The sequence below is a fragment of the Priestia sp. JV24 genome (assembly GCF_025910025.1).
In the GTDB taxonomy this organism is placed as follows: domain Bacteria; phylum Bacillota; class Bacilli; order Bacillales; family Bacillaceae_H; genus Priestia; species Priestia megaterium.
The window spans coordinates 330,770-349,914 of sequence record NZ_JAPCIN010000023.1 but is presented as its reverse complement, the minus strand read 5'-3'; the positions used below and the strand labels follow the sequence as shown (position 1 = coordinate 349,914).

The 19,145-nt window shown below is 39.2% G+C and carries 23 protein-coding genes; 16 read left to right on the top strand and 7 right to left on the bottom strand.

What is annotated here, in order from left to right; genetic code table 11:
- The first annotated feature begins 149 nt into the window (after nt 1–149).
- The 3 genes from OK414_RS23055 (at nt 150) to rnz (ending at nt 4,069) form a co-directional block, all read left to right on the top strand.
- Nucleotides 150–1,619: a CoA-acylating methylmalonate-semialdehyde dehydrogenase gene (locus OK414_RS23055; protein ID WP_034648986.1), complete on the top strand. Its 1,470-nt coding sequence runs from the start codon at nt 150–152 to the stop codon at nt 1,617–1,619.
- 93 nt (nt 1,620–1,712) lie between these two features.
- Nucleotides 1,713–3,071 (top strand): aspartate aminotransferase family protein, encoded by a 1,359-nt coding sequence (locus OK414_RS23050; protein WP_034648988.1) that lies wholly within the window; start codon nt 1,713–1,715, stop codon nt 3,069–3,071.
- Between the two features lie 68 nt (nt 3,072–3,139).
- The gene (rnz, locus tag OK414_RS23045; RefSeq protein WP_034648991.1) at nt 3,140–4,069 is read left to right on the top strand and encodes a ribonuclease Z; all 930 of its coding nucleotides are present in this window, start codon (nt 3,140–3,142) and stop codon (nt 4,067–4,069) included.
- Between the two features lie 28 nt (nt 4,070–4,097).
- On the opposite strand, the gene namA is transcribed toward rnz, so the two are convergent.
- A complete protein-coding gene (gene namA, locus OK414_RS23040; RefSeq protein ID WP_013084952.1) occupies nt 4,098–5,114 on the bottom strand; it encodes an NADPH dehydrogenase NamA in 1,017 nt (338 codons plus the stop codon).
- Between the two features lie 137 nt (nt 5,115–5,251).
- Nucleotides 5,252–6,100, bottom strand: a complete 849-nt coding sequence (gene proI, locus OK414_RS23035) for a pyrroline-5-carboxylate reductase ProI (protein ID WP_013059097.1) — start codon at nt 6,098–6,100, stop codon at nt 5,252–5,254.
- A gap of 268 nt (nt 6,101–6,368) precedes the next feature.
- Here proI and OK414_RS23030 point away from each other — a divergent pair, with 268 nt between their 5' ends.
- On the top strand, nt 6,369–7,325 hold the full coding sequence (locus tag OK414_RS23030) for an MBL fold metallo-hydrolase (protein WP_034648994.1): 957 nt from the start codon (nt 6,369–6,371) through the stop codon (nt 7,323–7,325).
- A gap of 23 nt (nt 7,326–7,348) precedes the next feature.
- Nucleotides 7,349–8,143 carry an SDR family NAD(P)-dependent oxidoreductase gene (locus OK414_RS23025; protein ID WP_034648997.1) on the top strand — a complete coding sequence of 265 codons (795 nt, stop codon included), beginning with the start codon at nt 7,349–7,351 and terminating at the stop codon, nt 8,141–8,143.
- Between the two features lie 73 nt (nt 8,144–8,216).
- Here the strand turns inward: OK414_RS23025 and OK414_RS23020 are convergent, their stop codons facing one another.
- Nucleotides 8,217–8,432 (bottom strand): CDGSH iron-sulfur domain-containing protein, encoded by a 216-nt coding sequence (locus OK414_RS23020; protein WP_013059094.1) that lies wholly within the window; start codon nt 8,430–8,432, stop codon nt 8,217–8,219.
- 130 nt (nt 8,433–8,562) lie between these two features.
- Here OK414_RS23020 and OK414_RS23015 point away from each other — a divergent pair, with 130 nt between their 5' ends.
- Entirely contained in the window at nt 8,563–8,901 is a 339-nt protein-coding gene (locus OK414_RS23015; RefSeq protein ID WP_013084949.1) for an iron-sulfur cluster biosynthesis family protein, read from the top strand.
- Here the strand turns inward: OK414_RS23015 and OK414_RS23010 are convergent.
- Both OK414_RS23010 and OK414_RS23005 read right to left on the bottom strand, forming a co-directional pair.
- On the bottom strand, nt 8,898–9,809 hold the full coding sequence (locus OK414_RS23010; RefSeq protein ID WP_034649000.1) for an alpha/beta hydrolase: 912 nt from the start codon (nt 9,807–9,809) through the stop codon (nt 8,898–8,900). The genes OK414_RS23015 and OK414_RS23010 overlap by 4 nt on opposite strands.
- Nucleotides 9,810–9,877: 68 nt before the next feature.
- Nucleotides 9,878–10,774, bottom strand: coding sequence for a hydroxymethylglutaryl-CoA lyase (locus OK414_RS23005; RefSeq protein ID WP_034649002.1), 897 nt, complete (start codon nt 10,772–10,774; stop codon nt 9,878–9,880).
- Nucleotides 10,775–10,951: 177 nt separating this feature from the next.
- On the opposite strand from OK414_RS23005, the gene OK414_RS23000 reads away from it, so the two are divergent.
- From OK414_RS23000 to OK414_RS22985, 4 genes are all read left to right on the top strand, one after another.
- Nucleotides 10,952–12,139, top strand: a complete 1,188-nt coding sequence (locus OK414_RS23000) for an acetyl-CoA C-acetyltransferase (protein WP_013084946.1) — start codon at nt 10,952–10,954, stop codon at nt 12,137–12,139.
- 235 nt (nt 12,140–12,374) lie between these two features.
- Entirely contained in the window at nt 12,375–13,064 is a 690-nt protein-coding gene (locus OK414_RS22995; protein ID WP_013084945.1) for a CoA transferase subunit A, read from the top strand.
- Between the two features lie 20 nt (nt 13,065–13,084).
- Nucleotides 13,085–13,753 (top strand): 3-oxoacid CoA-transferase subunit B, encoded by a 669-nt coding sequence (locus OK414_RS22990; protein ID WP_034649004.1) that lies wholly within the window; start codon nt 13,085–13,087, stop codon nt 13,751–13,753.
- A 64-nt stretch (nt 13,754–13,817) separates the two neighbouring features.
- Nucleotides 13,818–14,066 carry a YqkE family protein gene (locus OK414_RS22985; protein ID WP_034649007.1) on the top strand — a complete coding sequence of 83 codons (249 nt, stop codon included), beginning with the start codon at nt 13,818–13,820 and terminating at the stop codon, nt 14,064–14,066.
- 27 nt (nt 14,067–14,093) lie between these two features.
- On the opposite strand, the gene OK414_RS22980 is transcribed toward OK414_RS22985, so the two are convergent.
- Both OK414_RS22980 and mciZ read right to left on the bottom strand, forming a co-directional pair.
- Nucleotides 14,094–15,011 (bottom strand): aldo/keto reductase, encoded by a 918-nt coding sequence (locus tag OK414_RS22980; protein ID WP_263045078.1) that lies wholly within the window; start codon nt 15,009–15,011, stop codon nt 14,094–14,096.
- A 93-nt stretch (nt 15,012–15,104) separates the two neighbouring features.
- Nucleotides 15,105–15,269: a Z-ring formation inhibitor MciZ gene (gene mciZ, locus OK414_RS22975; RefSeq protein ID WP_034649009.1), complete on the bottom strand. Its 165-nt coding sequence runs from the start codon at nt 15,267–15,269 to the stop codon at nt 15,105–15,107.
- 71 nt (nt 15,270–15,340) lie between these two features.
- On the opposite strand from mciZ, the gene OK414_RS22970 reads away from it, so the two are divergent.
- The 6 genes from OK414_RS22970 (at nt 15,341) to xerD (ending at nt 18,957) form a co-directional block, all read left to right on the top strand.
- Entirely contained in the window at nt 15,341–15,892 is a 552-nt protein-coding gene (locus OK414_RS22970; RefSeq protein WP_013059084.1) for an NUDIX hydrolase, read from the top strand.
- Nucleotides 15,893–16,137: 245 nt separating this feature from the next.
- Nucleotides 16,138–16,308 carry a hypothetical protein gene (locus tag OK414_RS22965; protein WP_162837682.1) on the top strand — a complete coding sequence of 57 codons (171 nt, stop codon included), beginning with the start codon at nt 16,138–16,140 and terminating at the stop codon, nt 16,306–16,308.
- 118 nt (nt 16,309–16,426) lie between these two features.
- Nucleotides 16,427–17,071, top strand: a complete 645-nt coding sequence (spoIIM, locus tag OK414_RS22960; protein WP_013084941.1) for a stage II sporulation protein M — start codon at nt 16,427–16,429, stop codon at nt 17,069–17,071.
- 112 nt (nt 17,072–17,183) lie between these two features.
- A complete protein-coding gene (locus OK414_RS22955) occupies nt 17,184–17,636 on the top strand; it encodes a Fur family transcriptional regulator (RefSeq protein ID WP_013059082.1) in 453 nt (150 codons plus the stop codon).
- Nucleotides 17,637–17,829: 193 nt separating this feature from the next.
- A complete protein-coding gene (locus tag OK414_RS22950; protein WP_013059081.1) occupies nt 17,830–18,057 on the top strand; it encodes a YqzK family protein in 228 nt (75 codons plus the stop codon).
- A 6-nt stretch (nt 18,058–18,063) separates the two neighbouring features.
- A complete protein-coding gene (gene xerD / locus OK414_RS22945) occupies nt 18,064–18,957 on the top strand; it encodes a site-specific tyrosine recombinase XerD (protein WP_264363546.1) in 894 nt (297 codons plus the stop codon).
- Nucleotides 18,958–19,145 lie beyond the last annotated feature (188 nt).

The following is a 19,145-nucleotide window of genomic DNA, read 5'->3' as shown; positions in this document are numbered from 1 at the left end:
TTTAGTTCATGCTTTCTCCGAGTTCACTGCGCAAAATGTGAAACGAGAATCTAGAGTTGTTTCACATTTTGTCTAATGCAACCACCATTTATTTATTCAATAATAAAGGTAGATTTGTCATTTCTTATTTTTTGAGGAGGCCAAGCGATATGTCAGTTGTGAATAATGATACGCAAGTTTTAAAAAATTACGTGGGCGGAAAATGGGTTGATACGGCAGGGGAAAAATTTGGAGAGGTAATTAATCCATCGACGGGCGAAGTCATTGCAAAAGTACCGCTTTCTACAAAAGAAGACGTAGCCAATGCGGTGGAAACAGCTCAAAAAACATTTGAAACATGGCGTAACGTGCCTGCTCCAAAACGAGCAAGATTAATGTTTGCGTTTCAGCATTTACTAGTTAAGCATCATGAAGAGTTAGCTAAATTAGTGGTACAAGAAAACGGCAAGGCTTTTAAAGAAGCTTACGGTGAAGTACAGCGCGGTATTGAATGCGTGGAGTTTGCCGCGGGTGCTCCTACTTTATTAATGGGGGAATCATTAAATAACATAGCGGAAGAAATTGATTCTGAGATGTTCCGTTTTCCACTGGGTGTCGTTGGCGGCATCACACCTTTTAACTTTCCGATGATGGTACCGCTTTGGATGTTCCCTCTTGCAATTGTATGTGGAAATGCGTTTGTATTAAAACCGTCTGAGCGAACGCCGCTTTTAGCAACGCGACTTGCTGAACTTTTTACAGAAGCAGGAGCACCGGATGGATTATTAAATATTGTGCACGGGGCACACGATGTTGTGAACGGATTAATAGAGCATGAAAAAGTTAAAGCGATTTCATTCGTCGGATCGCAGCCGGTAGCAAAATATGTTTATGAACAAGCTGCAGCTCAAGGGAAACGAGTTCAGGCTTTATCTGGAGCTAAAAATCATCATGTTGTGATGCCAGACTGCGATATGGATAAAGCAGTATCACATATTATCAGCTCGGCTTATGGAAGTGCCGGCCAGCGATGCATGGCGTGCAGCGCCGTGGTCGTGGTTGGTGAAAAAGGCGATGAATTCGTCGCAAAATTAAAGCAAAAAGCAGATGAATTAATTATGGGAAGCGGCTTTGATGATGAAGTGCTTCTAACGCCTGTGATTCGAAAAGAGCACCGTGATAAGGTGCTGGATTATATTGAACTGGGCATGAAAGAAGGGGCGGAACTCATTCGTGACGGACGTAAAGAAATGGATGAACATATGGAAGGCAATTTCTTAGGAGCAACAATTTTTGACCGCGTAACTCCTGATATGACCATTGCTAAAGAAGAGATTTTTGCACCTGTACTAAGCTTGCTTCGCGCTGACACATTAGATGAAGCACTTCGCTATATGGAAAAATCTCGTTTTGGAAATGGAGCAACGATTTATACAAAAGATGCAAAAGCGGTACGTCAATTTAGAGAAGAAGCAGATGCGGGTATGCTCGGTATTAACGTAGGAGTACCTGCTACAATGGCCTTCTTCCCATTCTCCGGTTGGAAAGACTCTTTTTACGGAGATTTGCATGTCAACGGCAAAGACGGTTTGAACTTCTTTACACGTAAAAAGATGGTTACATCACGCTTTGACTTTTAACATATAGATGAATATAGCAAGTGGCTTCGGCATTTTGTCGAAGTCTTTTCATACAGAAAAAAATACCGCGCTAGCGATTTGGGAGTGGATAAGATGGTACAGGTCAGTCAAAATGAAAAAGATCTACGTGCAAAAGATGAGCAGTATGTATGGCATGGAATGAAACCATACAGTCCGGATGCAACGATGGTAGCTACAAAAGCAAAAGGTGCTTGGATTACAGATGAACAAGGAAATCGCTATTTAGATGCAATGGCAGGGCTTTGGTGTGTAAATACCGGGTATGGACGGGATGAATTAGCGCTCGCAGCCTATGAGCAGCTAAAAGAACTGGCTTATTTTCCACTCACTCAATCTCACGTACCTGCTATCAAACTGGCAGAGAAGCTAAATGAAATGTTAGGTGATGACTATGTTATTTTCTTTTCAAATAGCGGATCTGAAGCAAATGAAACGGCTTTTAAAATTGTGCGTCAGTACCATCAGCAAAAAGGAGAGCATTCTCGCTACAAATTTATTTCGCGTTACCGAGGGTATCACGGAAATTCAATGGGCGCACTAGCAGCAACGGGCCAAGCTCAGCGTAAATATAAATATGAACCGCTTGCCCCTGGCTTTATTCACGTTGCCCCGCCTGATTCGTACCGAGGGCAAGATGACTACGATGCACCCAAAGAACAGCTTCAATCTGTAAAAGATATTGACAATGTTATGACGTGGGAGCTAAGTGAAACGATTGCCGCTGTTATTATGGAGCCAATTATTACAGGAGGAGGAATTCTTTTACCGCCTCAAAATTATATGAAAGGCGTAAAAGAAACGTGTGAAAAACACGGTGCACTTTTAATTGCAGATGAAGTTATTTGCGGCTTTGGACGTACAGGAGAAGCCTTTGGTTTTATGAATTACGATGTAAAACCAGATATCATTACCATGGCAAAAGGAATTACAAGCGCATATCTTCCGCTCTCTGCAACTGCTGTTAAAAAAGAAATTTATGAAGCGTTCAAAGATAGCGATCAGTACGAGTATTTTCGCCATGTTAATACATTTGGAGGAAGCCCGGCTGCATGTGCACTGGCATTAAAGAATTTAGAAATTATGGAGAGAGAAAATCTTTTTGATCGTTCTAAACAGCTCGGAGCTTACGTATTAAGTGAGCTAACGCCGCTTATCGATAGCCACCCATACGTTGGAGACGTAAGAGGTAAAGGGCTTTTAATTGGAATTGAACTTGTAGCTGATAAACAAACGAAAGAACCGTTAGACGTTAATCTTGTAAATGAAGTGGTTGCTAAATGCAAAAGCAAAGGAGTCATTATTGGGAAAAATGGAGCAACGGTGGCCGGCTATAATAATGTTCTCACGCTCTCGCCGCCTCTCAACATTGAGGAAAGTGATATTGAGCTGTTATTAGCTACTATTACGTATGCGCTTGACAGCATCAAATAGGTAAGTTTGCAAAAAGCCTGTATAATATACTTACAGGCTTTTTGTGCGTATGAAGGAGGAAGTAGAAAATGGAATTGTTATTTTTAGGAACGGGTGCAGGAGTACCGGCGAAACAGCGGAATGTTTCATCTCTTGCGCTCGAACTTTTGCAAGAAAGAGGGGCGGTGTGGCTTTTTGATTGTGGAGAAGCAACTCAGCATCAAATTTTACATACAACCGTTAAACCGAGGCGAATTGAGAAAATTTTTATTACGCACCTTCACGGTGATCATATTTACGGATTGCCTGGACTCCTTGGAAGCCGTTCGTTTCAAGGCGGAGAATCGCTGCTTACTGTATACGGGCCAAAAGGAATTAAAGAATTTATTGAAGTCACGCTGGCTGTAAGTCAAACTCATCTGCAATATCCTCTAGAGATTGTTGAAATAGAAGAGGAAAGTGAAAGTGGAACGATTTTTGAAGATGAAACTTTTTCAGTGGAGTTTGGCAAACTTGAACATGGCATTTTATCTTATGGATATCGAGTTGTCGAAAAAGATTTGCCAGGATCACTGGACGTTCAACGTTTAAAAGAGATGAATATTCCCCCGGGGCCTCATTATCAGCAGTTAAAAGAAGGGAAAGAAGTAGTATTAAAAGATGGGCGTATAATCAATGGTCAAGAATTTTTAGGAGAGCCTAAAAAAGGGAAGGTCATCACGGTTTTAGGAGATACAAGAAAGTGCATGCAAAGTGTTCAGCTTGCTATGCATGCAAGTGTTTTAGTCCATGAAGCTACTTTTTCAGCGGGAGACGAGGAGCTTGCTTACAACTATTTTCATTCTACTGCAAAAGAAGCCGCTGAAATCGCTAAAACAGCATCGGCTGAGCGTCTTATTTTATCTCATATTAGTTCGCGTTACCAAGGAGACGCAGTCAGCCGGCTAGCAGAAGGAGCAAAAGAAATTTTTCCAAATACCGACATAGCAGAAGACTTGAAACGGTTTACGATTTCATAAAAAAAGACGAGGGTATCCTCGTCTTTTTTTACCAGCCGCGTTCGTACTGCACGGGTGCTGAAATTGTTTCATTTAGTTCTTTTGCCGCCGTGCGCGGGAAGTACGGATCACGCAGAAGTTCGCGCGCAACAAAAATTAAATCAGCGCGTTCGCTTTGTAAAATCTCTTCTGCTTGTCGTCCTGTTGTAATTAATCCAACTGCGCCTGTATCAATATTTGCCTGCTGCTTAATTTTATCTGCAAACGGCACTTGATAGCCAGGGTATACGTTGATTGGAGCGTGTACAAGAGCACCGGAACTAACATCAATTAAGTCGACGCCTTGTTCTTTCATCCATTTTGCAAATGCAACGTGATCATCGACTGTTAATCCGCCTTCTGTATAGTCAGAAGCAGAAACACGGACAAATAAAGGGCCGTCCCACTCTGTTTTCACAGCTTCAATAATTTCCTTTAAGAAACGATAGCGATTTTCTGCGCTGCCGCCATATTCGTCGCTGCGTTTATTGCTTAGCGGCGATAGAAATTGATGTACTAAATAACCGTGTGCAGCGTGAAGTTCGATAATATCAAACCCAGCTTCTTTTGAGCGTCGAGCGCTTTCTTTAAAGGCAGAAATCGTTTCATGAATTTGTTCTGTGGTCATTTCCACAGGTTTTTTACTTTTATCATCAAAAGCAATAGCGGAAGGAGCATAAATATCGCCTTCAACAGTTGCTTTACGTCCTGCATGTGCAAGTTGAATGGCCGTTTTTGCACCGTTTTCTTTTAGCTGTGTCACAAGTTTCGTTAATCCATCTCTTTGCTCATCATTCCAAATTCCCAAGTCTTGAGCTGAAATACGACCTTGTGGCACGACAGCTGAGGCTTCAACCATAATGAGACCTACTTGTCCAACCGCACGAGTTGTGTAGTGAACCATATGAAAGTCAGTTATTACGCCGTCTTCCTTTTCGCATGAATACATACACATTGGTGACATCACAATTCGGTTTTTTAATGTTACATCTTTCACTGTATAAGGTGAAAATAGTTTTGTTGTCATTCGGTTTAACCTCCAATTATTTCGATACTCTAAACAAAAGTTATTATATCACCGCATTGAATTTTCTTTCACATAATCTGCTTATCCATTTTTAATCATAAAAAAACCTCTTTCTTTTTTTAGAAAGAGGTGAACCTTTACGAACGTTTACTCGAGATTTTTTCGTCAATCGTATCTCCTAAATATTTGGAGCGAATTGTAGCTTGTTCAATACACTGCATCATGGCTTCTTGGAAGTTATGAGAAATAAGCTGTTCGATTCCTGCTTCTGTTGTGCCGCCCGGACTCATCACTTCTTTTCGAAGTACGGCTGGCGTTTTAGGTGACTGTTTCAGCATTTCTGCAGCACCGATAAGAGTTTGAAGAATTAGTTCATTTGACACTGACGTATCCAAGCCTTGTTTTTCAGCTGCTTTTTCCATTGCTTCTACTAGATAGTAGACATACGCTGGGCCGCTTCCAGATAGTCCTGTTACAGCGTGAAGCTGCTCTTCCTCTACAGTTGTAACCGTACCAATCGTTTCAAATAAAGCAGTAGTAACGTTCATATGCTCTGCTGTAGCAAACTTGCCGGGTGCAATGGCTGTAGCCGATAATCCAATAGAGGCCGATGTATTTGGCATAGCTCTTACAACCGCTACTTCTTGGTCAAACAAGTTTACAATTGTGGCAGTCGATACACCTGCTAAAACAGAGAGAACGAGGTGGTGCGGACGAATATAGGACTTAATCGTATCAATGCTTTCCGCTACGTCTTTTGGTTTAATAGCAAGCACGACGATATCGCTTTTTTCGATTAACAAGGCATGATTACGCGTAATGTTAATTTCATAGGCGTTTCGAAGTTCGTGAAGTCTTTTATCGTTGCTATGATTTGTTACGGTGATTTGATTGGGGCGAAGCTTTTTATCTGACAGCAGCCCTGAGATCATAGCTTCAGCCATTGATCCAGCTCCAATAAAGGCGATGTTTAAATCCGTTTTCATTAAAAGTTCCTCCAGTCATTTGCTATCCAATGAAAACAGATACTGAGATTTCAGTATCTGTTAAAGGTTTGTGTTTGTGTATCTCTTCTTTATAAAATGCATAGTTATCTAAAGATATGAATAAAACTTCACTATATTTCTGTCATTATGCAATGAAAAAGAGAAGGATGTCAATGTAATTTTCAGAAAACGAATGCAATTGTATAAATAACAGGAAAAATCGTGTAAACTTAAAAGAAAATGCGATGGTAAAGGAGCAAAAATACAGATGAATGAGCAATTATATAAAATTGTGCTGCCTACTCCTTTTGCGGTAGGAGATGTGAATGTTTTTGTTATAAAAGGTCAGACCGTTACGTTAATCGATGCTGGTATTAAAACGGAGGCGGCGTGGTCTGTATTTAAAGAAAAGCTTAATGAAATAGGATTAAAACCAGATGATATTAAGCAAGTTGTCCTAACTCATCACCATCCTGATCACGTAGGAATGCTTGATTTTTTTCATAAAGATATCGCCATAGTCGGTCATGCAAAAAATCAGCCTTGGATCTCCCAAAATCCAGATTTTTTTGAGTGGTACGATGCGTTTTTTGAAGACCACTTTATGAAAGCCGGCGTAGATGAAAGGTTTCGCCCTTATTTAAAACGTTTAAAAGCATCAATGAAGTATTCATGTCATCGTTCTCTTACAACTTCTGTGCAGGAAGGAGATTACATTCCGGACCTAGAGAGTTGGAAAGTACTTGAAGTACCAGGTCATGCTCAAAGCCATATTGCATTATACAATGAAAGAACAGCGGTTATGATTGGAGGAGATTTACTGTTAAAGCATATTTCATCTAATCCGCTCATTGAACCTCCTATGAAACCAAGCGGCGAGCGACCTAAAACGCTTCTTCAATATAATCATTCATTAAGACGTCTGCTTGATTTAGAGATAAACTGTATCTATACAGGTCATGGAGATGAAGTGTTACATGTTCGCGAACTTGTACAAGAGCGGTTACAAAAGCAAAGCGACCGAGCGGATAAAGTGCTTGGCATGATAAAAGAACGTCCTCAAACAGCGTTTGATATTTGCAAACAGCTCTTTCCTACTATTTATGAAAAAGAACTAGGGCTAACTCTTTCTGAAACAATTGGTCAGCTCGATTTTTTAGAAGATGCCAATAAAATCAGTACACATGAAAAAGAAAGTACGCTTATTTATTCTGTGTGCTCTTAACTTATAAAAAAGGTGTGTTATATTTGAAATCCTCGTTAAAGAACCAACATGTCGTGATTACAGGCGCTTCAGGAGGTCTTGGAGAGCATTTAGCTTATGAAGTGGCCAAAAGAGGGGGCGTCCCCGTTTTACTTGCACGTACAGAAGAAAAGCTGCACCGAGTAGCCGAGCAAATTAGTCAAAAATATGGGATTACCTCTTACATATACAAAGCTGACGTAGCGAACGTAGAGGAAGTCAATAGAGTCGTTCAGAAAATGATGAGTGAAATTAAGCGTGTTGATGTCCTGATTAATAATGCAGGCTTTGGTGTATTTGAAGAAGTGAAAGAAGCATCGATTAAGACAATTGCCTCAATGTTTCAAGTCAATGTTATTGGATTGATTGCATGTACACAAGAAATTTTAGCTTATATGCTAAAAGAAAACAAAGGACATATTATTAACATTGCTTCTCAAGCAGGCAAACTTGCGACACCTAAATCCAGTGGCTATTCAGCTTCTAAACATGCCGTGCTAGGGTTTACCAACAGCCTGCGAATGGAATTAGCGAAAACAGATATCTATGTAACGGCAGTGAATCCAGGTCCTATTCAAACCAACTTCTTTTCAATAGCAGATCAATCAGGAAACTATGAAAAAAGTGTAGAAAAGTTTATGTTAACCCCTCAATACGTAGCTGAAAAAACGGTCAATATTATTGGGAAGCCAAAACGAGAAGTCAACTTGCCTAAGTGGATGAATATAGGCTCGAAGATGTATCAGCTTGCCCCGGGGCTCGTAGAGAAATTGGCAGGGGATGCGTTTAATAGAAAATAACCTGTGCTTTAACCACAGGTTATCAATGTTTTTCGTTAATGGTTTCGTTCAGTAAGGCTGTATTTCTATGAATCTACTGCTCGTCTAAAATTTTTGCAGCGCGCACACAAGAGTCAAATTTTCCTTTATGATTTCCGTCGCAAAAGGGCATCTTTTGCGACTGGCCACATCGGCATAGTGAAAATGTCGGCTTTGTTTCAAATTTGTTGCCGTCTGCATCAATTAATTCAACGTCTCCAGTGACACGGAAAGAGCCGTTATCCATTACTTTAATTTGTACTTTTGACATAAAAAAACCTCCTTTTTGTACACATCTATATGAAGCGCCAGAGTTTAATGAAAGCGAGATGTGTATTATACTCATTATATAAGCAATTTTCGTTTGTTTATACAATTAGTTTAAAAGGAGTTAAAGGAAAATGAATATTACCTTTACTGATAAAGCGATAGCAAAAGTACAAGAAAAGTACGGGAAAGATTCTTCACTATATTTAAAATTAAAATACGATACAGATGGATGCGGCTGTGTTGTGAGCGGTGTAACGACGCTATGGATTGTTGATGAAAAAGAGAGCGATGATGTAATCATTGAGACGAATTTTGTTCCTGTTCTTGTCGAAAAAACAAAGCAAGTATTTTTAGATGATAATATGACGATTGACTACAATGAAAGTGCCTATGCGTTTATGCTAAAATGTCCTTCTCAAATTTTAAATCCGCGCATGTCATTTATCGATAAAACAAAAGAAGCGCTTTAAAGCGCTTCTTTTTGTATTTTTTCTAAAAATGATTCAATAACTTGTTCATATTCCTCTGGATTATCAGCATACGAGCGGGCATGAGTGCCTACAGGTGCTAAATACATCCGTTTTGCTCCCATTTTTTTGGCATGCAGCTGCTCCGTCATTTTAGGAAGAATATAGTCATCTTCTTTACTATGGATAAACAGAACAGGATGTTTGATTTGATCTACGACTGAAATAGGTGATACGTCTTTAAATGAGTAGCCTTCTCGCCATTTTAAAATAATATTAGCTGCTGGCATCACAAGCTGTTTTGGTAAGTGGAAATCTTGTTTTAAGCGATAGGCAAGAAGTTCTTCTAAGTCAGAAAAAGGGCAGTCGACAATATAAAAATCAGCTCCGTCTTCCATTCCAGCATACAAAAGAGTGGTCGCAGCTCCCATAGATTCCCCGTGAATCCCGAGGGAAATAGTTGAACCGAATTGTTCTTTTACCCAGTGAACAACGGATTGAAGGTCCAGTTTTTCATAATAGCCGTAGCTCGTTGTTTTCCCTTCAGACTTGCCGTGGCGGCGATGATCATAAAGAACGACGTTCCATCCAAGCTTTAGAAAAAGCCGAGCATATTTCATAGAGTTCAGTGAATGAACTGTAACTCCGTGCGAAAGAATCATAAATCGGTTGTTTTCGTATTGTTTAATAACGGTCCCAGCTATGTTATAGCCTAGAGAAGAAGGAAGCACAAATGCTTCTTTAGGAAGAGTGCTATAGACTTTCTCATCATAAAAGCCATCTTCCGTATCGCGGTCAATAATAACTTTGTCGGTCTTTTTACGGATGTACATCATTTGATTTGTAAAAAAGATGCCAAGAGCGGCAAATGCTCCGAAAACACTTCCTATTAATAATAGCCATTTTTTCATGATTAGCGGCTCCTTTTGTTAATATAGCTATTATTTATTATAGCATCGCTCTCATAAAAACCTAATTTTTAACGCTGTGCAAATAAAGAGTATTGCTTGCTTTCAATCGGTCTTGAAATGTGAGGAGCGATAAAAGCGACCGCTTCGAGCAGCTTTTCTTCATTAATAGAAGTGGAAATATCCATTTCATGAAGCATAAAGACGAGATCTTCCGTAGCTACGTTTCCCGTTGCTCCCTTAGCGAATGGACATCCACCTAACCCCCCAGCGGATGAATCGAACCTGTTAATACCGGCTTGCAGAGCTGCATAGATATTTGCAATGGCTAATCCTCTCGTATCGTGAAAGTGCGCAGCAAGTAGCGTGTGGGGAAAGTTTTGTTTTAATTTCGAGAAAAGTGAAAATACATCTTTAGGGTTTGCCATGCCAATTGTATCAGCAACGCTTAGCTCATTCACTCCAGCCTTCACAAAGCTTTCGCAAAGGGCCAGCACGTCGCGTTCATGTATTTTTCCTTCATACGGGCAATAAAAGGCGGTGGAAATGCAAGTTCGAATAAAACATTCTTGCTGCTTGAGCTGCTGAATGAGAGGAAGCAGCGTTTGTACAGCTTCTTTGGTGTTTTTGTTAATATTTTTTTGATTAAAGGTATTGCTTACGCCAATAAACAGCGCAACGGAGCGGCAATTAGCTTGCAGTGCTTTTTCCAAGCCTTTTTGGTTCGGCACAAGCACAATGTTTCGACATGTATCAGGCTGAAATGTATCTGCAACAGTAGAAGCATCTTTCATTTGAGGAACCCATTTTGGAGAAACAAAGGATGTAATTTCGATTTCGGATAGTCCAGCTTCTTTTAATTTTTTGATAAAATTAATTTTTTTTTCAGTTGGAACAAAATTTTTTTCATTTTGAAGGCCATCTCGTGGACCAACTTCTATAATTGTTACTTTTTCAGGAAATCCCATAAACCGCTCTCCTCCTACATTGTAAACGCTTACTAATATTTATTTTAATTCTAAAAAATTAAAATTCAATAAAAATTATAAATTTTTACAAAAAAAGAGGAATTTCGCAAGCGATGTCGAAATTAATACAGGTGACAGTTAATCACAGTAATCAAACAGTAAGGAGAGGTTTTCGACATGGGTCAAACAGAAGTAGTCATTGTAAGCGCTGTACGTACAGCAATCGGCAGCTTTGGGGGAAGCTTACAAAATGTATCCGCAACAACTTTAGGTGGTACTGTAATTAAAGAAGCTTTAAACAAAGCAGGGGTATCAGCAAACGAAGTAGATGAAGTTATTATGGGAAATGTCTTACAAGCAGGTTTAGGACAAAATCCAGCACGACAAGCAACTTTAGCAGCAGGTTTACCTGAAACTGTTTCAGCATTAACCATCAATAAAGTATGCGGATCAGGACTAAAAGCAGTACATCTCGCTACACAAGCGATTCTTGCTGGGGATGCTGATGTGATTGTTGCTGGTGGAATGGAAAACATGAGCCAAGCACCATACTTATTAAAAAATGCACGCAACGGGTTTAAAATGGGCGACCAAAAAGTAGTTGACAGCATGATTCAAGATGGATTATGGTGTGCATTTAATGACTACCATATGGGCGTTACAGCTGAAAATCTGTGTGATAAATATGAAATTACTCGTGACGAACAAGATGCGTTTGCAGCTTCAAGTCAGCAAAAAGCAGAAGCAGCTATTCAATCTGGTCGTTTTAAAGATGAAATCGTGCCAGTAGAAGTGCCTGGAAGAAAAGGTCAAGTAACTATTTTTGAACAAGATGAGTTCCCGCGCGCAGGCACAACGGCTGAAAGCTTAGGGAAACTACGTCCTGCCTTCAAAAAAGACGGTTCTGTAACAGCTGGTAATGCATCTGGTATCAATGACGGTGCAGCGGCAGTAGTGGTAATGAGCCGTAAAAAAGCAGACGAGTTAGGCCTAACACCATTAGTGTCAATTAAAAGTAATGCAACTGCCGGAGTAGACCCAAGCATTATGGGAATCGGTCCTGTAAGCGCAGTGAAAAAGGCGCTGGAAAAAGCTGCTGTTTCATTAGAAGATGTTCAATTAGTAGAAGCGAACGAAGCATTCGCTGCACAGTCAATCGCTGTGGATCGTGAACTTCAATTTAATCATGATATTTTAAATGTAAACGGTGGAGCAATTGCGCTTGGACATCCTATTGGTGCAAGTGGTACACGTGTCCTAGTTTCACTTATTCATGAAATGCAAAAACGCGACGCAAAACTTGGGTTAGCAACGTTATGTATTGGCGGAGGCCAAGGCGTTGCAACAATCGTTGAACGTCCTTAATTTGATATAGTTTTAACAAACATTAAAGCTATATCACAACGCCACAGATTCCAAACATACAGCTTTGGAACTCGTGGCGTTTTTGTTTTTCCTTTAATTTGTCTAGTAATATAACTTTTTTGACAAAAAAATGATTAAATTATAATTTTCAGTTATATATATATTTAAAAAGAAATAAAAATCTTTTATAATAGATTAGAAAGCGTTTTCAAAAATAACGAAGGGGTGGTTATGTATGAAACAAGTACATACGTCGTTTAAAGAAGCGGTGAAAGATATTCACGACGGTGCTACGATTATGGTCGGTGGTTTTGGTTTATGTGGAATTCCGGAGAATTTGATTTTAGCGTTAGTTGAAACAGGGGTAAAAGATTTAACCGTAATTTCAAATAACTGCGGCGTAGACGACTGGGGACTTGGACTGCTTCTGAAAAACAAACAAATTAAAAAGATGATTGGTTCTTACGTGGGAGAAAATAAAGAGTTTGAAAGACAAGTATTGTCAGGAGAAATTGAAGTAGAATTGCTACCTCAAGGCACGCTAGCTGAAAAGATTCGCGCCGGCGGAGCGGGCATACCTGCATTTTATACACCAGCGGGAGTGGGAACACCCATTGCTGAAGGAAAAGAAGTTCGCGTGTTTGATGGAAAAGAATATTTACTAGAAGAGGCGTTAAAAGCTGATTTTAGTTTGGTTAGAGCTTGGAAAGCCGATCATATGGGGAACTTAGTGTATAACAAGACAGCGCGCAATTTCAGCCCAATGATTGCAGCAGCAGGAAAAGTGACGATAGCAGAAGTGGAGGAACTTCATTCAACAGGCTCACTTGATCCAAATATTATCCACACACCTAGTGTATATGTTCAATCGTTAATTATTGGTGAACAAGAAAAACGTATTGAGCGTTTAACCGTTCAAAAATAACAAAAGGGGAGAGATTTTTCATGATTGAAAACGGCGTGAACGTGAGAGAGCGAATTGCAAAACGTGCTGAAAAAGAAATTTTGGACGGATTTTATGTAAACCTTGGAATTGGTATTCCAACGCTTGTGGCTAATCATATCTCAGATAATAAAACGGTGGTGCTTCAGTCCGAAAACGGTCTGTTAGGCATTGGACCATATCCGAAAGAAGGAGAAGTAGATCCTGATTTAATTAATGCAGGTAAAGAAACCGTCACGGCGACAAAAGGGGCTTCTTACTTCGACAGTGCTGAATCGTTTGGCATGATTCGCGGAGGGCATATTAATATTGCGATTTTAGGAGGCATGGAAGTCTCAAAAACTGGTGACTTGGCTAACTGGATGATTCCTGGGAAAATGATTAAAGGAATGGGCGGTGCAATGGATTTAGTTCATGGAGCGCAGCGCATCATTGTCATTATGGAACATGTGACGAGAAAAGACCAACCTAAAATCTTAAATGAGTGCACTCTCCCTCTGACAGGAAAAGAGGTAGTAGATCGTATTATTACAGATCGAGCGGTCATTGATATTACGGCAGAAGGCCTAAAACTTGTCGAAGTAGCGAAAGGTTATACGGTAGAAGATATTCAACAATCTACAGAGCCAACTTTAATCATTGATGAACATGTAAAACTAGATGCATTTTGATTTTTGGTAACAAAAGCAAGGATATGATACAATATCTCTCAATTAAAGTAGCGGGGGAATTGTGATGGCTAAAAAAAAGCAAAAACAATCAGCACAAAAACAAAGTGATCAGCTTAGTATCAAAGATCAGCTAAATGATAGCTTATTAAAACAGCTTCAAGCTAAAAAACAGGCGCTTTCTTTAAAAGAAGAAGAGCAGAAAGAAACAGAGCGTAAAGAAGCTGCTCGAATTCGAAAAGAAAAAGAAAAAAATAAATCGTTTGAAGAACTGTTAAATGAAAGTGATATGAACTGGTCCGAGTTTAAAAAATAAAAGCGCCGGTAAAGGCGCTTTTATTTTTTAACGGTGAGCTTCATATTGATTTGTTTTAAAGATCGATTGCAGCTTGTTAACTTCAGTAGGCTGTAGCGGGGAGGTCTCGACAGCTTTGACGTTTTCGCGAAGCTGTGAAGAAGAGCTTGCTCCTGCTACAACTGAGGCTACCGCAGGATTAGCTAAACAGTATTGAAGTGCAGTTGAGTTTAGAGAGTGAGTTGGTCGTACGTGACGAAATTCTTCTAGCGTTTTTGCTAATTCCGTACCGCTATAATCTAAATAGCCCTTGTCCTCGAATGCAGCAAGTTTTTGCTCTCCTTTTTCGGTTAGCAGCCCTTTGGCTACTGGACCTCGGGCTACAACGCTAATGCCGTTGTCATGTAAAAGAGGAAGTGCACTTTCTTCAGGGCGTCTGTCTAACAAGCTGTATTGCATCATGACGCTAACAATAGAAGAATTTTGCACATACTCTCGAATCACATTTGGGCGGATAGATGAAATGCCATAGTAGCGAATGACGCCTTCTTGTTTTAATTCTTCAAATGCTTCAATCGTTTCCTCAATATTGTCTTCAACGGTTCCTCCGTGCAGTTGATATAAATCGATGTAATCTGTTTGAAGACGGCGCAGGCTTTCTTTTACTTCTTCTTTTATATAAGCTTTAGACGGATCCCATGTCCAGCTGTCTTTTGCATCATTCCAGCGATTCCCCACTTTTGTGGCTAAAATAATATCATTTCTGCGTTTTTTTAGGGCTTGTCCCACAAACTCCTCGTTTAAGCCAAAATCATATAAATCTGCTGTATCGAAATAATTAATGCCATATTCGAGAGCTTCATCAATCATATTGACAGCGTGTTTTTGTTCCGTTCCAAGAGACATGCACCCTAAACCTAATGTACTGACAAGCAAGTCTGAAGTACCTAAGTGTCTTTTTTCCATATATGTCACTCCTTATTTTTTACTTGTTTCTATCTATTGTAGCGCTATGATAGAGGGAAACTCAAATAAGAAGATTAGAAAACTGCAGCACAATTAGTGTCTGCAGTCTGCTTGTTTGTAAGAATTAAAATTTTGAGAGATAGCGTTCGTCCATTCATCGACATACTGAAATTGTTCGCCGTATTCTTTTAACTTTTGCTGGATTTCCCATGCTTTACCGACCAAAATTATTTGCTTCTCGTGAACATAAACTTTCATTTTTTCTACCTCCCAAGGTTCGTATGATAGAATATATGTAAGAGTCAAAAAAATAGAACGAGGTGTAGAAAATGGATCATTTAACAGAAAAAATGCTGTCTTCTGAAAAGCTGTTTGGAGGCAGAGTGATTGATTTGTACTTAGAAGAAGTAGAGCTTCCAAACGGAAAAACGAGTACAAGAGAAGTAGTTAAGCACCCTGGAGCCGTAGCTGTCATTGCGTTAACAAGCGACCATAAAATGGTTATGGTCAAACAGTATCGCAGGCCGATGGATCGTATTTTAGTCGAAATTCCAGCCGGCAAGCTAGAAAAAGGAGAAGAGCCGATTGTGACGGCAAAACGTGAGTTAGAAGAAGAAACAGGCTATACAACAGATTCGCTTAGCCATATTATTTCTTTTTATACATCACCAGGTTTTGCGGATGAGTTGGTGCACCTTTATTTAGCGGAAGATTTAAAAGTGATGACCACCAAAGCGGAATTAGACGAAGATGAATTTGTTGAAGTGATGGAAGTTACGGTAGATGAGGCGCTTACTCTTATTCAAAACAAGGAAATTTATGATGCAAAAACAGCCTATGCTGTGCAGTACTTACAGTTAAAAAGCGGATTAGGAGAGTAAGAGAGTTTTTTCTTTTACATACGAACGGCAATCTAGCAATTTAGAGGTTTACATTGAAACGTCATTTGATGTGAGAAAAAACAGGCATGCGTGTATCTCTAACTAAAAAAATGTTTGACAACCATATTTTAGTTGAAGGAAAATCCGAACGATGAATAGAGATTCTTGATGGAGAATCAAATTCGTTCGGATTTTTTTAAGGTGATGGTGAATGTAGATTTCATTTATATAGTTGGTTCTAGCGGTTGATTGGAGGGCAAGGCGAAGACTCCTGCGGGAAAAGCGGAATAGGTGAGACCCCGCAGAAGCGTACGCGACGAAGAGGGTCACCGGCGGCCCGCGGAAAGCGAAGCCTTGCATGGAAATCGACAGCCGTTTCACAAGCCATCCATACTATCTCATTTGATCTTATTTAGATTGGGTTGATTTTATTATGTCTCATTCTCTTTTTTTATTTGATAGATTCAAAAGATTCTTGGCATAGTTTTTGTACTCTATCATACACTCTATTAAGCGATTAATAGGAGGAAGACGATGAGAAAAAAACAATTGCCATTATCGTATGCAAGACATTTTCAAGAAAACAGTTCTATTTATTTGTTTGTGACCGTGCTGTTTTTAATGGGAATCATTTTTGGGGCTATTGTTGTAAATAGTTTGACGCTTGATCAAAAAGAAGACCTGTACTTCTATTTAAACCGGTTTTTCGGACAGGTAAAGAGTGGAGAAGTAGCAAGCAGCGTTGAAATGTTTCAGCAAAGTTTTTTTCATAATGTTAAATACTTAGGGCTCATTTGGATATTAGGAATCGCCATTATTGGTTTGCCTGTAGTGTTAATTCTGCTGTTTTTAAAAGGAATGGTGATTGGTTTTACCGTAGGCTTTTTAGTCAATCAAATGGGACTCTCTGGTTTTGCGCTATCTTTTGTATCTGTTATGCCGCAAAATATCTTTCTCATACCGGCATTTCTGATCTTGTCTGCAGCTTCAGTTGCCTTTTCTTTGAAGCTTGTGCGGCAGCAGTTTTTTAAAAAAGCAGCGGAGCCTATTTCCGCCTCATTTTTACGCTACAGCGGAACCATGATTGCTATGATATGTTTGGTTGCCTGTGCAGCTACAATTGAAGCTTACGTATCACCTACTTTAATGAAAAGTGTAATGGCTCTATTAAATAAGTAAGAATAAGTATTAAGTAAAAAGAATTCTTTTTTCTTATTAATAATAACTTTATTTTGACACCCTCGACACATCTGATATAATGGATTAGTGAATGGCGAGGGAGGGAATAATTATGGAAAGTCGAATTGAGCGAATTAAGCAGCAGTTGCACTCAGCTAGCTATAAATTGACACCTCAACGTGAGGCGACTGTAAGAGTACTTCTTGAACATGAAGAGGATCATTTAAGTGCCGAAGATGTATATCTCCTCGTCAAGGAAAAGTCTCCGGAAATTGGATTGGCAACTGTTTATCGTACGTTAGAATTGTTAACTGAACTTAAAATTGTTGATAAAATAAACTTTGGCGATGGCGTTTCTCGCTACGATTTAAGACAAGAAGGAGCCGCACACTTTCATCATCACCTTGTGTGTATGGAATGTGGATCTGTGGACGAAATTCAAGAAGATTTGCTTGAAGACGTTGAAGAAATTGTGGAAAAGCAATGGAATTTTAAAATTAAAGATCACCGCTTGACATTTCATGGCATTTGCCATCGCTGTCAGGATAAAGAAGACAAGCAGTAAAAGCCTTTTCCCTAATGGAGAAGGTTTTTTGTTGTACATAAATAAAAAATAACGAGTTTATAAGCTACATGGTTTTATAGAAAGAAAGGAAATCATCAGGAGAGAACTCAGTGTATAAAGGCAAGAAACATGTATAAAACCTGTCCTAATTGGCATATCTTCTAATAGAATCAAAAATTGGAGGAATTGTTTCATGAAATCATGGGCTGAAATGGTATATAATACATGTAAAGTATTTATCTTATTTACCGGGTTTACTCTTTTGTTTTATTTTGGAATGATATGGGTATCTCAAGAGTATCAAAATTATAAACGTTATGATGAGCCGTCGGGTTCAGCAGTTAAGGTCATGCAAGCAAGTGTGAACAAAGATCAGACGTGGCTAGAGCGTTTATTTATGTTTTATCAAAACGGGGAGTAGAGGCTATTGAATGATCAAATTCAAGATTTTATTCATTATTTAGTAGTAGAGCGGGGACTAGCGAAAAATACAATTGATTCGTATGAAAGAGATTTAAAAAAGTATGCTCAATATTTAGAGCATGTAGAGCAGCTGAAATCATTTAATGAAGTAACAAGACTTCACATCGTTAATTTTCTGAAATATTTAAGTGATCAGCAAAAGTCATCTAAAACGATTGCGAGACATGTGGCTTCAACTAGATCTTTTCATCAATTCTTACTAAGAGAAAAAGCAGCGGATACAGATCCATCCGTTCATATTGATACCCCGCAGCTTGAGCGCAAGCTGCCAAAAGTGCTAAATGCAGAAGAAGTAGAGGCGCTGTTAAATGTGTTTGATACTTCGACGCCTTTTGGCATACGAGACAAAGCGATGTTTGAGTTGCTTTATGCTACTGGAATTCGTGTGTCTGAACTCGTTAACTTAAATATTGATGATGCACATTTGACGATGGGATTTATTCGTTGTATCGGAAAAGGAAATAAAGAAAGAATTGTCCCCATCGGAAGGTTGGCAACGGAGGCTATCGAAGAGTATTTACAGCATAGCCGGAGTGTTTTAACAAAGCAAAAGGAACAGGACAAAGCACTCTTTGTTAATCATCACGGAAGGCGTTTAACAAGGCAGGGGTTTTGGAAAATATTAAAAAAGTTAGCTTCTGAAGCAAAAATTGAAAAAGAATTAACTCCACATACGTTACGGCATTCGTTTGCTACTCATTTGTTAGAGAACGGCGCGGACTTGAGGGCCGTTCAAGAAATGCTCGGGCATGCGGATATTTCGACCACTCAAATTTATACACATGTTACAAAAGCACGTTTAAAAGATGTATACAATCAGTTTCATCCGCGAGCGTAGGAAGATTCCAATGTCCAATGAGTTCATAGACATTGGTTTTTTTGATTGAAAACACTTTCATTCATGTGTACAAAAAAATAAAAAGCGTCTATACTAATAGAGAGGTCAGACTTCTGACCAATAAGAGAAGATGGTTAAATTATTTCCAAACGGGAATTTTATAGAGAATAAATAAATTGATATTTGGA

Bases quoted from the DNA above. Each gene is read 5' to 3' on its own strand.
- OK414_RS23020 (WP_013059094.1), bottom strand. From the start codon at position 8,432: ATGTCAAAAGTACAAATTAAAGTAATGGATAACGGCTCTTTCCGTGTC.
- OK414_RS23055 (WP_034648986.1), top strand. From the start codon at position 150: ATGTCAGTTGTGAATAATGATACGCAAGTTTTAAAAAATTACGTGGGC.
- OK414_RS22970 (WP_013059084.1), top strand. From the start codon at position 15,341: ATGGATCATTTAACAGAAAAAATGCTGTCTTCTGAAAAGCTGTTTGGA.
- proI (WP_013059097.1), bottom strand. From the start codon at position 6,100: ATGAAAACGGATTTAAACATCGCCTTTATTGGAGCTGGATCAATGGCT.
- OK414_RS22980 (WP_263045078.1), bottom strand. From the start codon at position 15,011: ATGGAAAAAAGACACTTAGGTACTTCAGACTTGCTTGTCAGTACATTA.
- rnz (WP_034648991.1), top strand. From the start codon at position 3,140: ATGGAATTGTTATTTTTAGGAACGGGTGCAGGAGTACCGGCGAAACAG.
- OK414_RS23030 (WP_034648994.1), top strand. From the start codon at position 6,369: ATGAATGAGCAATTATATAAAATTGTGCTGCCTACTCCTTTTGCGGTA.
- OK414_RS23000 (WP_013084946.1), top strand. From the start codon at position 10,952: ATGGGTCAAACAGAAGTAGTCATTGTAAGCGCTGTACGTACAGCAATC.
- OK414_RS22990 (WP_034649004.1), top strand. From the start codon at position 13,085: ATGATTGAAAACGGCGTGAACGTGAGAGAGCGAATTGCAAAACGTGCT.
- OK414_RS23050 (WP_034648988.1), top strand. From the start codon at position 1,713: ATGGTACAGGTCAGTCAAAATGAAAAAGATCTACGTGCAAAAGATGAG.
- namA (WP_013084952.1), bottom strand. From the start codon at position 5,114: ATGACAACAAAACTATTTTCACCTTATACAGTGAAAGATGTAACATTA.
- OK414_RS23010 (WP_034649000.1), bottom strand. From the start codon at position 9,809: ATGAAAAAATGGCTATTATTAATAGGAAGTGTTTTCGGAGCATTTGCC.
- OK414_RS23005 (WP_034649002.1), bottom strand. From the start codon at position 10,774: ATGGGATTTCCTGAAAAAGTAACAATTATAGAAGTTGGTCCACGAGAT.
- OK414_RS22955 (WP_013059082.1), top strand. From the start codon at position 17,184: ATGGAAAGTCGAATTGAGCGAATTAAGCAGCAGTTGCACTCAGCTAGC.
- OK414_RS23015 (WP_013084949.1), top strand. From the start codon at position 8,563: ATGAATATTACCTTTACTGATAAAGCGATAGCAAAAGTACAAGAAAAG.
- OK414_RS22995 (WP_013084945.1), top strand. From the start codon at position 12,375: ATGAAACAAGTACATACGTCGTTTAAAGAAGCGGTGAAAGATATTCAC.
- OK414_RS22985 (WP_034649007.1), top strand. From the start codon at position 13,818: ATGGCTAAAAAAAAGCAAAAACAATCAGCACAAAAACAAAGTGATCAG.
- spoIIM (WP_013084941.1), top strand. From the start codon at position 16,427: ATGAGAAAAAAACAATTGCCATTATCGTATGCAAGACATTTTCAAGAA.
- mciZ (WP_034649009.1), bottom strand. From the start codon at position 15,269: ATGAAAGTTTATGTTCACGAGAAGCAAATAATTTTGGTCGGTAAAGCA.
- OK414_RS22950 (WP_013059081.1), top strand. From the start codon at position 17,830: ATGAAATCATGGGCTGAAATGGTATATAATACATGTAAAGTATTTATC.